Here is a 13,544-nt window from a genome sequence, read left to right as displayed (position 1 = left end):
AAAAAAGATGACCCCCGACGAATTCAGAGGTCATCTCCTTGCTAGTTAAGCCTAGGGCTGTTTGTTATAAACCGTCCACAAATAGGGTCACAGTTCAAGTTGACCGTATGGGGCTGTCTATTTGTTTGGGTAATGATGGACAAGAGCAGCAGCGCTGCAAAGTATCCTTAATGTAACAGTTGTCTAAGCCGTGAACGTTCAGTTACAGAAAAAAGACGAATTTTTGACGTAATTGTTAACCCCGCAGTTATTCTCTTGTAGATCTGCTATTGTAGTCGTAAGCAGTAATTTTGAGGAGTTGAACGATTGATGAGACCGTATCTTCGTATACTGACACCCGTACTTATTATGCTAATGGCCGTTATGCTTTCCGGCTGCGGCGAGCAATTCATTGTGCTCGATCCGAAAGGGCCAATCGGCGAATCTCAGAAGGATCTGATTTATTTTTCAACCATTCTGTGTTCCGTTATCATCGTACCCGTGCTTATCCTGACAGCTATTATCGTTTGGCGGTACCGCGATAAGCCCGGCAGCAAGGCTGCCTACAATCCTAACTGGGAGCACAGCACGAAGCTGGAGATCACTTGGTGGACCATTCCAATTATCGCTATTCTTATACTGGCTATCGTCACTGTTAAATACACTTATGCGCTCGAGCCTTCCAAACCGATTGAATCGGCTAAGGCGCCCATCACGATTCAAGTCACATCGCTTGACTGGAAATGGCTGTTCAAATATCCGGATGAGGATATCGCAACCGTCAATTACATTAAAATTCCGGAAGACGTGCCGATTAAGTTCCAATTAACGTCCGACACGGCGATGAACTCCTTCTGGGTTCCGCAGCTCGGCGGGCAAATTTACACGATGTCAGGCATGGCGATGACCCTCTTCCTGCAAGCTGATGAGCAAGGCAGCTATTTTGGCTCTGGCGCGAACTTTACAGGGAAAGATTTTGCGCAAATGACGTTTAAGGTCGATGCTGTTTCGGAGGAAGATTATAAAGCTTGGATAGACGAAGTGAAGGCTACTTCTCCATCTCTAACCATGGAGGGTTTCGAGAAGCTGACTGAGCCGGGCACTTCGGATGTGCAGCTATTCGCCGGCTTCCCTAAAGGCTTATTCAATAAAATCGTTAAACAATATGTGAACGGCGGCAGCGGCGCGCATCAGCATCATGGCAGTGAAGCAGCGGAGCCTGCGGCAGCCGCGAATGAAGAGACCGCTCCGGCGGTTACGATGGAGCCGCATCATCACACAGCCAGCAGCACGGACGCTAACACGCATAACCATGTGGGGCATTAACCCACTAACAAGCGCAAGCTTTTGAAACGAGTTTGTTCTACAAACTTTTAGGAGGACCCCTCATGTTAGACAAAATTAAACAATTCGCATCCGAATTTTTCGTTACCGGCGATCCGCTTATTTTAGGGGCTCAAGTATCCATTGGATTATCGCTTGTCGCGATTCTATTCGTACTCACCTTTTTCAAAAAATGGCGCTGGCTGTGGACCGAATGGCTGACTAGCGTCGATCATAAAAAAATCGGTATCATGTACATCATCGCTTCCATTCTCATGCTGTTCCGCGGCGGCGTCGATGCGCTGCTGATGCGGGTTCAGCTTGCTGCTCCGGAGCTTGAATTTTTGCACGCGGAACACTATAACCAAATCTTCACCACGCACGGCGTTATTATGATTCTGTTCATGGCGATGCCGCTTATGTTCGGTCTGTTCAATATCGTCGTCCCGCTCCAAATCGGAGCGCGCGACGTTGCTTTTCCGTTCCTGAACTCCCTTAGCTTCTGGATGTTCTTCTTTGGAGCGATGCTGTTTAACGTATCCTTTATTATCGGCGGCTCGCCGGATGCAGGCTGGCTCGCTTATCCGCCGCTTTCCGAGCTGTCAGGCAGTCCGGGGCTTGGACAAGACTTTTATATCTGGGGTATTCAAATTTCAGGTATCGGCTCCTTGGCTACGGGCATTAACTTCGTTGTCACGATTCTGAAAATGCGCGCGCCGGGCATGAAGCTTATGCAAATGCCGATGTTTGTCTGGTCAGTCCTATCGTCATGCATTACCATTATGTTCGCTTTCCCAATATTAACGGTTACGCTGTTCCTGCTGTTTATTGACCGCTATCTGGGCGCTCACTTCTTCACGCTCGACGGCGGCGGCAATCCGATGATGTACATCAACCTCATCTGGATGTGGGGACACCCGGAAGTATATATTATCGTTTTGCCGGCATTTGGTATATTTTCAGAAATTGTCTCAACATTTTCGAAGAAAAAGCTGTTTGGTTACAAATCGATGGTATTCGCACTTATGTCTATCAGCTTCTTCTCCTTCTTCACATGGGCGCATCACTTCTTTACGATGGGCTCCGGGGCCAACGTCAACGCGTTCTTTGCATTAACGACGATGCTAATCGCCATTCCGACCGGGGTTAAGGTGTTCAACTGGCTGTTTACGATGTATCGCGGTCGTATTAAATTTACAACACCAATGATGTGGACAGTTGCGTTCATTCCTTGCTTCGTCGTTGGGGGGATGACCGGTGTACTGCTTTCGGTCGCACCAGCCGACTTCCAGTTCCACAACAGTTACTTCCTAATTGCGCATTTCCACCAAGTTATCATCGGCGGGGTCGTGTTCGGCTTCTTCGCAGGCCTTTACTATTGGTGGCCAAAAATGTTCGGATTCACCCTGCATGAGGGAATTGGTAAATGGGCATTCTGGTTCTGGAACATCGGCTTCTACGTTTGTTTCATGCCGCAATACGCGCTTGGCCTCATGGGGATGACGCGCCGCTTCAACGAATACGACTTCGATATGGGCTGGCAGCCGCTTAACGTCGTATCTACTGTAGGAGCATTCCTAATGGGGATCGCGTTTATTTTCCAAATGTGGCAGATCGCTCACAGCATCAAGTTTTACAAGAAAGCAAAATCCGGAGATACTTGGGACGGACGCACGCTGGAATGGTCGATTCCATCGCCTGCACCGCTCTACAACTTCGCTCGCTTGCCGCAGGTTACCAGCCAAGACGAGTGGTGGGAAGAGAAGCAGCGAATTGCGAGCGGCGAGCCGGCCAAACCACTCGCTCCGCTTGAGCCGATTCATATGCCGAAAAATTCAAGCATTCCGTTCATCATGTCGTTATGCTGGTTTACAGCAGGTTTCGGCTTCGTATGGGATTGGCTGTGGATGGCCATTCCGGGTATGATCGGCGTAGCCATATGCATGCTTGCCCGTTCGTTCTCTTACGATACCGATTATTACATTCCGGTGGATGAAATCGAGCGTACGGAAGCCGCATTAAGGGGGACAAAATAATGGCACATGCAGTTTCCACTCCAGCAGGAGCGCATGGCGGACACGGTGCCGGTCACGGCGGCGGTCACCATGACGAGCATCACGATCAAGAATCGTTGAAAATGTTCGGCTTCTGGCTGTTTCTTATAACCGACGTTATTTTATTCGGTACGTTGTTTGCTACCTATGTCGTCCTCCGTCTCAACACGGACGGCGGACCGACAGGTGCGGAATTGCTCGAAATGAACGGTATTATCATTTCGACCTTCATCCTGCTCACAAGCAGCTTCACGAGCGGCGTAGCCGTTCTGGAAATGAACAAAGGGAACAAACGCGGTCTGATTCTCTGGCTCGCGATTACCGCTTTGCTCGGCGCATCATTCGTATTTCTGGAAGTTAACGAGTTTATGCACCTTGTGCATGAGGGCGCTACGATTGGAACAAGCGCATATTGGTCAGCCTTCTACGTTCTTGTCGGAACGCACGGGCTGCACGTCTCGGTCGGTCTCGTCTGGATGGTCGGATTGATGCTTCAGCTAAGCCGCCGCGGTATCACGCCGGTCACAAAACGCAAGGTAAGCATCATCAGCTTATACTGGCATTTCTTGGACGTCGTGTGGATTTTCGTATTCACGATCGTTTACTTGATGGGGGTGATGTAGGATGGAAAAGCATAACACGCATTCCCATGATGCTGAGCACGGATCCCATGGCGGGTCAATGAAGTCTTACGTTATCGGCTTCCTATTCTCCATCATTCTGACGATCATTCCGCTCGTTGTCGTGCTGAATGATCTGCTGAGCAAAACGGCTGCGACCGTGCTCATTCTCGTGATGGCCGTTCTGCAATTTGCCGTTCAGCTGGTCTTCTTCATGCACATTCGGGATGAGGAGAAGCCGCGCTTCAACCTGATGGCGCTTATTTTCGGGCTCGTCATTTTGCTGACGATCGTCGCGGGCTCCGTCTGGATTATGACCTACAATGCGGTAGCATAGTATTCTGCTAAGCAAAGTGATGAGATACTCGTGAAAAAAGCTGCGCCAACGTCATTGCGACGATGGTACAGCTTTTTTTGTCTAAACGCCTGTTTCTTTGCCGCTATGCGCTTAAAGCGAAAGAGCAGCCGGTGTTTGTTAATTATAACCAAACTCTACCTTTCGGCGCTTCTTATCCTCATGGCATAATCATGTTGTGAGAATAGTTTAAGTGAAAATGAGGTGATCGCGATGTCCATTAAACTTCGTCCACTGCAGCTGCCGGATGACTACGAGCAGCTTGCGGAATTGTTAAGTCAAATATGGTCCGAGCCGGCTTCAGCGGAAAGTCTTCGCGAGGCTGACCAAAAGCTTTATGAGGTCGGGCATACCTGGATGGATGAGAACGGACTGCTCTCCGGATACGACCGGGAGCGGCAGGTTGCTGTTAATGAGCAGGGGGAACTCGTCGGCTACGCCTGGTCATGGCGGGCGCCATGGACAGAGCCCGGACATTTGTGCAATACGATCATCGTTGCAGAAGCGTACCGCAGAAGTGGAATCGGTCAGCTGCTGCTTCAGCATATTGGACAATGGGCATTAAAAATCGGTGCTTCCACTCTAATAACTGAAGTTTGGGATGATAACCCGGATGCGCTGCATTTTGCGAATCGCCGGTCGTTTGTAATAGAGCGTCATTCATTCCAATCGCTCCTGCGGCTGGATAACCATGAAGGGCAGCCTCCAACGCCTATGCCGGATATGCCTGAGCTGGCAGGGCTGCGCTTTCTAACGCTGGCGGATGAGCCCGGCGAGGATAGCGAGCAAAGGCTGTATGAGCTTTACAAAGAAACGCTAGTGGACATACCTGGCTTTATGGGTGAGGTTCCAGAACTGTCGGAATGGCGTAAATGGTATTTGAAGGTGGATGGCTATGCGCCCGAGCGAGTTATTATTGCTGCTGACGGCGATAAATTCGTTGGTGTTACGAACATTTTGCATCATCCTAAGACCAATGGCATGTATCACGAATACACCGGAGTAAGCCGAGCTTATCGCGGCAAGAAGATAGCCCTTGCTTTAAAAATAAAAGCGGTACAGCTTGCCAAGCACTGCAACGCTTTGTATCTTCGTACGGATAATGATTCGTTGAACGAGCCCATCCTCAAAATTAATCGTCAGCTGGGTTATGCTCCTCTTCGCGGCTCCTATCGGATAATCGCTCCTCTTGACCAGGTTTTAGCTAAACTTCATGTTAAAGCTCCTCGCTGATATTTCTCCTGCAATTGCACGAATAATAAAGAGCAGTCTAAAACGAGATGGTCCCGAAATAGCCTGCTCTTATTCCACAAAACTAGCGCCCCCGCTCTGACAGCTCCACGCCTACCGGTACGATCAGCGTTAGCTCATCGGAAATGATTCCGCCATCCCTGCGATCGACGGATCCGATCATGACGTACATGGTCGTACCGACAATCATCGATAGCGAGCCGAAGCGCCAGGTGCGTACGCCTTACGGACGGTTAACCGCTGCATTCGCCATGTTTACTGAGTTCATTGTGACTCCCCCTCCCGCTTATGCAGCGGAGCAGAGATTGCAGGCGGAGCCCCTTTTCTAATATCAGCAGCTGCTCTGCTTCCAAAGGCCAGACGCAAGCCGACAATAATCATGACGAATGCCACAACAGCCGTCGGAATCATATATTTGATTTGCATGTATTGCGAGTAAAGCTCATTGGAAAAGTGGGAAGCGACCTCAGCGGCTACACGATCAAGCAAATAGTAAACGCCAAAGCCAAGCAGCCCAATGCCGAACCAGCGCTGATATGGAACAAGCTGCGTCAGCACCGGCTCGTCGGTAAGCGTCTGGCGCTCATAGCGTGACGTCTGCTGCATGGCATCGAAGAACGCGAAGCACCAGAACAGCGGAAGCAAGAAAAAAAACAGAGACAGGCGCAAATTGTCCATAATATAAATAGTCAAGAGAAAGCCGCCCATAAGCTGCAGCCCCCGCTTCTGCAAGCCTAGATAAAGATGGCCTGCGCCCGGGAAAATCGACAATGCGATAGCCAGCACCTTGCTTTTGCGCCCCGAAGCGATATACGATTCCATATCTTCAAAGATGGCACGATCCACAAGTTGCTCTCCGCGCTGCTTCGCATGAAGCTGGCTAATTGCATCAAACATGCTGTATACCCAGATGATTGGCAGCGCGAGCAAAAAGACGAGCAGCTCTCCTCTATGAATAATAGCGCTTAAGAAGACGATGATCGCGAACCAGCCAATGAACGAAATGAGCAATGTGATACCGCGCTGCATAAGCCCCATACTCATATGCCCAAGACCCGGCACGAGGGAGAACAGGATCATACGCGATTTCTCGCGCTGATGCTCCAGCTCTAACGGTACAGCGCCTGGGCTAAAATGTTCGGCAGCATGCTCGAGGGGATGCTGCTGAACGGGATGTGACGATACTCCTTTTCCCTTGAGCAGGGTCATGACCATATCGAGCATGTTAATAATCCCGGACATAGCAGCTATGAACATAAGGAAGACAAGAAAACCGTCATCGACGCCCGCATCCGCAATCATCAATAAAATAAACATCCCAATGGGGCCAAAAAAAGCTCCTCCATACAATACCGCACGTACAGGCCGGCCCAAATAGCCATGCCCGACGCCGGGTATAAACGAAAGCAAAAACGCTGCTAACGGGCTTTTATTCATGCTTGAATCATTCCTTTCCATTTCCTCATTTTTCATTTATTTATAGCGGGTCGCTCTCAGCTCATCCAGCCAAGAACCTGTTTGATCGACTATTCTGTCCGACCATGATTCCGAATGCTTGCCAGCTGCTGTGGGCGGGCTCGGCGGTACAGCCTGCTGCACATTCTCACCCATATCGAGCAGCGCCAGCTTCTGAGAGAAGGAGGCAAAGGTACCGCTGACAAGCAGCAGCAGAGTTATGGAAGCGGCAATGGTATAATGCGTTACCGGATGCTGGAGCCAAGCACGAAGGCGGGGAGATTTCTTCTGTAGAGTGCTGGACGTTCTAAGGCCGTCAGCCTGGGCTTGATGAATTCTCTCCTCGCTTAACAGCTGCGCAACGACACGCTGCTCTAACAGCTCCATATCAGGAAGCTGCGGTTCGTTTACATGGCTTGGAAAGACTGACTCCGCCTCGTCTTCAGACGATTCAACGGCAGCAATAAAGTGCTTTAAGCAGCAATCGCATGCTGTCATCTGCTGCTCTACCTGTACACGCTCAGCCCCTGCGAGCGTGCCCTTCACATATCGGATCATTTGATCCGGCGATATATGCTCATTCCTCATTCGAAATCCTCCTTCCGCCAGTGGCGCTTCATCCAGCTTCTTGCCCGGTACAGCCTGGACTCTACGCTTTTGCGCTCCAGTCCGGTTTCGGCCGCAATCTGTTCATACGACTTGTCTTCCATATAATAAGCGTTTATGACTTCCCGGTAGTTTTCCGGCATTTCTTCTACGCGTTCGCGAACCTGCCGCCTATCCGCCTGCTTGATGGCTACCAGCTCGGCAGCCGGCATCGCCGCGGCATCATCATTATGCTTTTTCTCGCTCATCGCTTCGCTATCCGACAGCTCCTCGGGCCTGCGGGCCTTGCTTCGCTTGAAATCGATCGCCCGATTAACGGCAATGCGGGTAATCCACGTCTTCAGCCCGTCCAATCGGCAATCCGGAAGGGAACGATAAATTTGCAGCAGCACTTCCTGCGTTATATCCTCCGCATCATGCGGAGAATGAAGCACTGCGAAGACCGTTCTGTATATGTACGGACCATACGCCTGTACGAAAGGGCCATAATGCTCGGGTCTGCCCTCTTGCACCGCTCTGATCCAATCCTCGTCTTGAATGTCGCTCCCCTCCTTCCCAATCTATAGACGTCAGCCAGTACCCCTTCCCCTGCACCCGATCCAAAAATATTTTTCGAATACGATTCCCATCCGCCTCTAATAACACAGAAAACCTCATCATCCGCAAGATTAGCCTTACGAACGATGAGGTTCTCATCCTTTATTGGCGCTTACGCCTATGTCGCGTTTGATCGCGCTCGCCGTTACACGTTCAAAGCTTGCTTAAGCTCTTCCGGCGAACGATCCCACCACTCCAAATTATTGTCGGTGAGCAGCTTGCGCAGCGCCGCTTTTTCTACATCGCCAAGCTCTGTCAAATTGTAGCGTCGTTTGATCGCATGATCCAGCTTGTTCACGTGGTCAGCCAGTATCTTCCACCCGCGGCGCGCCTCGGAGTCGATCAGCATCTCGCAGGCTGTCGCGCCTGCATAATAAGACCCTTCCTCATTGCGGTCGACCGCAACCCACACGATCCAGCATTGACGGCCATTCGGCGTATCCTCTTTGTTCGGCGTAAACTTAATGCCGCGCTCCACCTTGCTCTTCGCATGCATGGCGCCAACGTCGATATAAGCGACGCCCTCATCAATGATGACGCAGGATACAGCGCTCAAATCGATCGTTCCCGCACCGAAGCCTTTATGTTGTTTGTTGCTCACTACGTTGAGCGACAGTGATTTTTTTTCCTTCTTTTCCGGCTGAGCCGGCTGTCCTTGTTCTTCCGTCATGCGCATTCACACCTTCCCCGATACAATAATTCCATTTTAGCTAATAATCCTTGAAAAGCAAACATATACATGCTGTAGATGCTTGTCAACGGGAGGGAAACGTTCAATGACTCCACGCTATATCAAACAAATTTTACTCGTAATACTCGCAGTCGTACTGCTCGGCTTGTCTGTGCATCAAGGCTTCGGGACTGCTTGGCAATCCCAATATACATATGCTTTCGCCCCCGCCGCCAAAGCCAAGCAAGCACCGGCCCCTGCCCAAAATTCGGCCAAGCCGCCGCTTGTGCAGGAGCCGAATACGGTTATGACACCTAAGCCGCAAGCACTCAGCAAGCGTATCGTTGAGTACCATATCAACGTGCATTTACTTGACGATACGAAGCAATTAAACGGTGATCAGACGGTAACCTGGACCAACCCCGGCAAAAAAACAGTGTCCGAGCTCTATTTCCACCTGTACCCGAACGCTTTTCAATCAGACAAAACGACGTTCATGCAAGAATCCGGCGGCAAGCTGCGCGAGGACAAAGCGACCACGAACAGCCATGGCTATATGAAGCTGCTTACGCTAGAAACACTAAACGGCGAAAGCCTGCTGCCGCGTCTGCAATACGTGCAGCCCGACGACGGCAATGCCGATGACTTCACTTTAGCAAAAATACGTCTTCCAGAGCCTATCGCCCCGGGCAAATCCGTTACGCTCCGCATGGGGTACGAGGTGAAGCTGCCAGAGGTGTTTGCTAGAATGGGCTACTCCGGCCAGTTCGTGATGGCGGGACAGTGGTTTCCGAAAATTGCCGTATACGAAACGGTCGGTACAAGGGGACGTGCGGCTGAAGGCTGGAACGTCCACCAATACCATGGAAACTCTGAGTTTTACAGCGACTTCGGCATATACAGCGTTCGGATTACAGTACCGGCAGCCTACACGGTTGCGGCTACCGGCTTCCAAACGAAGGCTATTGAAATGAAGGATCAATCGAAGGTTTACCAATTTTATGCCGATGACGTTCATGACTTTGCTTGGTCGGCTTCGCCGGACTTCGTATACGAAGAGACTGCCTTCTCCGATACGGGCATTCCCGGCGTACGGATTAAGCTCTATCTCGATCCGGCGCATGCCAACCTTAAAGATCGTTATATGCATGCCGCCAAATCCGCTCTCTCAAGCTATGCGAAATGGTACGGGGAATATCCTTACACCACGCTGTCTATCGTCGTGCCTCCCAAAGGGGCAAACGGAGCCGGAGGCATGGAGTATCCGACGCTCATCACGGCATTCGCAGCCGAGAAGCAAAACCCCGGCTACGATTTAGAGCGAACGGTCGTGCATGAAATCGGGCACCAATACTGGTATGGAATGGTCGCCTCCAATGAGTTCGAGGAGGCTTGGCTGGACGAAGGCTTCACATCCTACGCCGAGGACAAGGTAATGGAGACCACATATGGATTGGAAGCGAATTTGCGAGTGGAAGCCAGCTACATGACCGATCCCGCGCCGCTCAAGCAGCAATCCTGGTCATACGGAAGCCACTCGCAATATGCAGAGAACGTGTACATGCGTGCGAAGCTCGTGCTCATTGGCATTGAGAATCAGGTTGGCTCAAGAACGATGCAAAAGATTTTACGTACGTATTTCCAAAAATTTAAGTTCAAGCACCCTGCTACCGCCGACTTCCAGCGCGTAGTCGAACAAGTCACGAAGACGAAATGGCATGATTATTTCAGCCGATACGTTTACGGCAACCAGATGGCTGACTTCTCGATCGAATCGATTCATGTTCGTCCCGTCACTCAGGATGGGAACAAGATGTACGAATCGGTCGTGCTTGTCAAAAAGAACGGCGGCAGCAACGGCGACATCAAGGTCGTACTGCAGTTCACCGACGGCACCAAAATAACGAAGCTTTGGAATGCCGAAGAAGCCCACATTCAATTCAAGCAGCTGCATTCCGCTCCGCTCGAATGGGCGATCGTCGATCCGAATTACAGCAACGTCCTCGACAATAAGCTCATTAACAACTTTATGTATGCCCAGCTGCCGGAGGAAACGCGCACGAGATGGAGCCTTGGTGTAGTCAGTCTGATTGAAGGACTGCTCGGGTCGCTGAGCTGGTAAGTAATTGCGTTCAAGGAGCGATTAACCATGAAAATACATTTGAAGCAAGGCTGGCGGCTAGCGGTTAAACATTTTTACCTTGTTATATTATTGTTTCTGTATCAGCTGTTATGGGGATTTTTCCTCTATCGTTTCATTGATTCGGTCGTCTCGCCGCTGCTGCGGCGGTACCCGGGCTCCTACCCTTCTGATACAGCTGCTCAGCTCTTCGTAACCGAAGCCCAATTCCAGCTGCTAAAAACCGATCTGATCTCTCCGTACGTCTGGACATTAGGCGGTCTTCTGCTTGCCAGGATGCTGCTGACGCCTTTGTTTAACGCCGGCTTGTTCTACTCGCTCAATCAAACGAGATCGGAGGGGGGAACCCGGTTTCTGGAAGGCATCCGCAAAACTTGGAAGCCCGTTGTCCTGCTCTACTGGATAGAAGCTGTCTTATCGCTGGCTCCCGCCTGGTGGCTGATGCCCCGCTCGCTCGATGCACTTCTGGAGAGCGGCTCCATCCCGGAACTGCTGCAAGCGGTGCTGCCTGGCGCAGCGCTATGGCTGCTGTGGAGCACAGTGCTGCATTTGCTATTCCTAGCCATGCAGTTCGGCGCTGCATCAGGCGAAGGCATATTCCGTTCCTTATGGCACGCAATCCAAAACTTTCTATCCTACGCGGCCATCTCACTCATTATGTGGGGGATCGGAGCTGCCGCCGGACTCGTAGCCACCGGCATATCGATGCTCTGGGCCGGCTTGTTCGCGCTCATTCTGCATCAGGGCTATCACCTGATTCGTACGCTAATGAAGGTATGGACCATAGCAACGCAATATGAATGCCTGCAAACGAAATAAACGCAGTATGAAGAAGCCTCCGGCTCCACGATTCGTTGTGGATACGGGGCTTTTTTTATTTTCAAAACCGACCGCAACTAAATGATTACCTTTCTGTATAAATAGTTGTAAGAAAATGAACAATGGGGGTAAAACATAAATGATGCGCAAAAAATTTATTTTATTATCGATGGTATTGCTCTTATCAGGTGGTTCGCTCGTTGCAGCCGACAAATTACTCCAAAAAGTAACGCTGATTTATAATAATAAACAATCGGTAGAAGATGGTTTACTGGCAGATGATAAGGTGTATATCAATATCCGTTCCTTAAGCGATTCCATGCAAGCGTTTATTCAATGGAAGGGCAGCGAGAAGAAACTGGTCATTCAGAAGCCCAATGTCCATATGTTTCTGATGAATGAGAAACGAACCATGTTTGGACAGGTTGACAAAGGCACTGTTCAGAAATTTTTAGTTCAAGCGCAAATCGATAATTTGAATGTCGCCATCTCCGAATTCAAGGTCACGATTGTAGACCCTAATGATAAAGAAACGACGATTGACAGACGCAGCCAGGATGATGATGATTTTAAGCAATTTGTCGAAAAAGACACCTTTTGGTTCAGCTCGAAAGTTATCTCCTATGATTTTAAATATTCGGGCAAATACAAGCTGCGGTTTTGGATGGAACAAAAGAACGGCGATCCGCAGCTCATCTCCGAGAAGGTCATCACCGCAAAATAAAGCGCGTAGTCGAATGATGTAAAACCTACTATAAAACCTCCAGCTGTTCGGAGGTTTTTTTGTATGTACTTTTTAAAAATTACATGACATCCGTATAATTAATGAAATTGTGTCGTCATATTTAGCTAGAAAACACGACTAAAGGTGTTTATATTACACAAAAGTCGGTTAAACGAACTAATTTGTCAAAAGGTTACATGAGAATTATTAGAATTTGCCAGTAAAGGCAGGAGATCAATGAAAATAATCGAATAATTCTCAGGAGCATTAAAAAACTGCCTAATTCCCTATCGGGAAACGGGGGAACCACTCTGGGTGAATTGATTCCGACGTCTGAGTTATCTCAGCGCCTGAGGAATCATAGGGAGCCTTCAACCGAACCCCACAGCTAACCTCGTCGGCATTGGAAGGAGCTTCACAATTGAAGAAGATTACCGCATTACTCCTGGGTCTCGTTCTCGTACTCGCTTTCCAAGCGGGGAGCGCTTTCGCAGACTCAAAACTAAACGGAACGATCAGTGATCTCATTGGTACTCCGTACAAAAGCGGCGGAACGTCGTCGAATGGCTTTGACTGCTCCGGTTTTACGAGCTATGTGTTCGATAAATTGGGCGTTGACCTTCCTCGCACATCCGGTTCGCAAGCAAAAACAGGCACGAAGGTCGCTAAGGCTGACCTACTTCCGGGAGATCTTGTGTTTTTCGACACAGCCGGCGGCAACAACAGCGCCGTATCCCATGTTGGCATATACATCGGAGATGGCAAGTTTGCACATTCGTCCTCCAGCAGAGGCGTTGTAACAGACAAACTTAACTCCTCCTATTATGTAGACCGTTTTGTGACTGCCCGTCGTGTCATGGATACGGATTCTCTCTAAGCATATGCTAACGGACAATAGAGTGACCTGACTCCTCTCATCGAGGGTTGCAAGGGTAGACTCATCCAGCAAAG

General features: G+C 49.9%; 14 protein-coding genes and 1 riboswitch. Of the genes, 9 read left to right on the top strand and 5 right to left on the bottom strand.

Translation table 11 applies throughout. The features are described from left to right. Nucleotides 1-309: 309 nt before the first annotated feature. The 5 genes from cyoA to ASG81_RS17600 all read left to right on the top strand — a co-directional run bounded on the left by cyoA (nt 310) and on the right by ASG81_RS17600 (nt 5,564). A complete protein-coding gene (gene cyoA, locus ASG81_RS17620) occupies nt 310-1,305 on the top strand; it encodes a ubiquinol oxidase subunit II (RefSeq protein WP_081417405.1) in 996 nt (331 codons plus the stop codon). A gap of 62 nt (nt 1,306-1,367) precedes the next feature. Continuing rightward, on the top strand, nt 1,368-3,338 hold the full coding sequence (locus ASG81_RS17615; protein ID WP_056636827.1) for a cbb3-type cytochrome c oxidase subunit I: 1,971 nt from the start codon (nt 1,368-1,370) through the stop codon (nt 3,336-3,338). After that, entirely contained in the window at nt 3,338-3,979 is a 642-nt protein-coding gene (cyoC, locus tag ASG81_RS17610; protein ID WP_056636824.1) for a cytochrome o ubiquinol oxidase subunit III, read from the top strand. The genes ASG81_RS17615 and cyoC overlap by 1 nt, the downstream gene beginning before the upstream one ends. A 1-nt stretch (nt 3,980) precedes the next feature. Beyond that, a complete protein-coding gene (gene cyoD / locus ASG81_RS17605) occupies nt 3,981-4,313 on the top strand; it encodes a cytochrome o ubiquinol oxidase subunit IV (protein WP_056636822.1) in 333 nt (110 codons plus the stop codon). Nucleotides 4,314-4,544: 231 nt separating this feature from the next. Continuing rightward, nucleotides 4,545-5,564, top strand: coding sequence for a GNAT family N-acetyltransferase (locus ASG81_RS17600; RefSeq protein WP_056636820.1), 1,020 nt, complete (start codon nt 4,545-4,547; stop codon nt 5,562-5,564). A gap of 82 nt (nt 5,565-5,646) precedes the next feature. On the opposite strand, the gene ASG81_RS33520 is transcribed toward ASG81_RS17600, so the two are convergent. The 5 genes from ASG81_RS33520 to ASG81_RS17580 form a co-directional block, all read right to left on the bottom strand. After that, the gene (locus ASG81_RS33520; RefSeq protein ID WP_268795787.1) at nt 5,647-5,772 is read right to left on the bottom strand and encodes a hypothetical protein; all 126 of its coding nucleotides are present in this window, start codon (nt 5,770-5,772) and stop codon (nt 5,647-5,649) included. A gap of 74 nt (nt 5,773-5,846) precedes the next feature. Next, entirely contained in the window at nt 5,847-7,019 is a 1,173-nt protein-coding gene (locus ASG81_RS17595) for a hypothetical protein (protein WP_056636837.1), read from the bottom strand. A 36-nt stretch (nt 7,020-7,055) separates the two neighbouring features. After that, the gene (locus ASG81_RS17590) at nt 7,056-7,625 is read right to left on the bottom strand and encodes a hypothetical protein (RefSeq protein WP_056636818.1); all 570 of its coding nucleotides are present in this window, start codon (nt 7,623-7,625) and stop codon (nt 7,056-7,058) included. Continuing rightward, a complete protein-coding gene (locus ASG81_RS17585) occupies nt 7,622-8,155 on the bottom strand; it encodes an RNA polymerase sigma factor (RefSeq protein WP_056636816.1) in 534 nt (177 codons plus the stop codon). The genes ASG81_RS17590 and ASG81_RS17585 overlap by 4 nt, the downstream gene beginning before the upstream one ends. A 230-nt stretch (nt 8,156-8,385) precedes the next feature. Next, nucleotides 8,386-8,910, bottom strand: coding sequence for a YwhD family protein (locus tag ASG81_RS17580; RefSeq protein WP_056636836.1), 525 nt, complete (start codon nt 8,908-8,910; stop codon nt 8,386-8,388). Between the two features lie 106 nt (nt 8,911-9,016). Between ASG81_RS17580 and ASG81_RS17575 the strand changes: the two genes are divergently transcribed. The 4 genes from ASG81_RS17575 (at nt 9,017) to ASG81_RS17560 (ending at nt 13,470) form a co-directional block, all read left to right on the top strand. Continuing rightward, on the top strand, nt 9,017-11,032 hold the full coding sequence (locus ASG81_RS17575; protein WP_056636814.1) for a M1 family metallopeptidase: 2,016 nt from the start codon (nt 9,017-9,019) through the stop codon (nt 11,030-11,032). A 27-nt stretch (nt 11,033-11,059) separates the two neighbouring features. Beyond that, complete coding sequence (locus ASG81_RS17570) at nt 11,060-11,869, top strand: hypothetical protein (protein ID WP_056636812.1); 810 nt, start codon at nt 11,060-11,062, stop codon at nt 11,867-11,869. 139 nt (nt 11,870-12,008) lie between these two features. After that, nucleotides 12,009-12,593 carry a hypothetical protein gene (locus tag ASG81_RS17565; RefSeq protein WP_056636810.1) on the top strand — a complete coding sequence of 195 codons (585 nt, stop codon included), beginning with the start codon at nt 12,009-12,011 and terminating at the stop codon, nt 12,591-12,593. A 266-nt stretch (nt 12,594-12,859) separates the two neighbouring features. Then, nucleotides 12,860-13,011, top strand: a riboswitch (cyclic di-AMP (ydaO/yuaA leader). 3 nt (nt 13,012-13,014) lie between these two features. Beyond that, on the top strand, nt 13,015-13,470 hold the full coding sequence (locus ASG81_RS17560; RefSeq protein ID WP_056636808.1) for a C40 family peptidase: 456 nt from the start codon (nt 13,015-13,017) through the stop codon (nt 13,468-13,470). Nucleotides 13,471-13,544 lie beyond the last annotated feature (74 nt).

It is taken from the genome of Paenibacillus sp. Soil522 (assembly GCF_001428245.1).
Classification (GTDB): Bacteria; Bacillota; Bacilli; order Paenibacillales; family Paenibacillaceae; genus Pristimantibacillus.
Note: the sequence above shows the minus strand (reverse complement) of the source record. Positions and strands in the feature narration are given on the sequence as shown.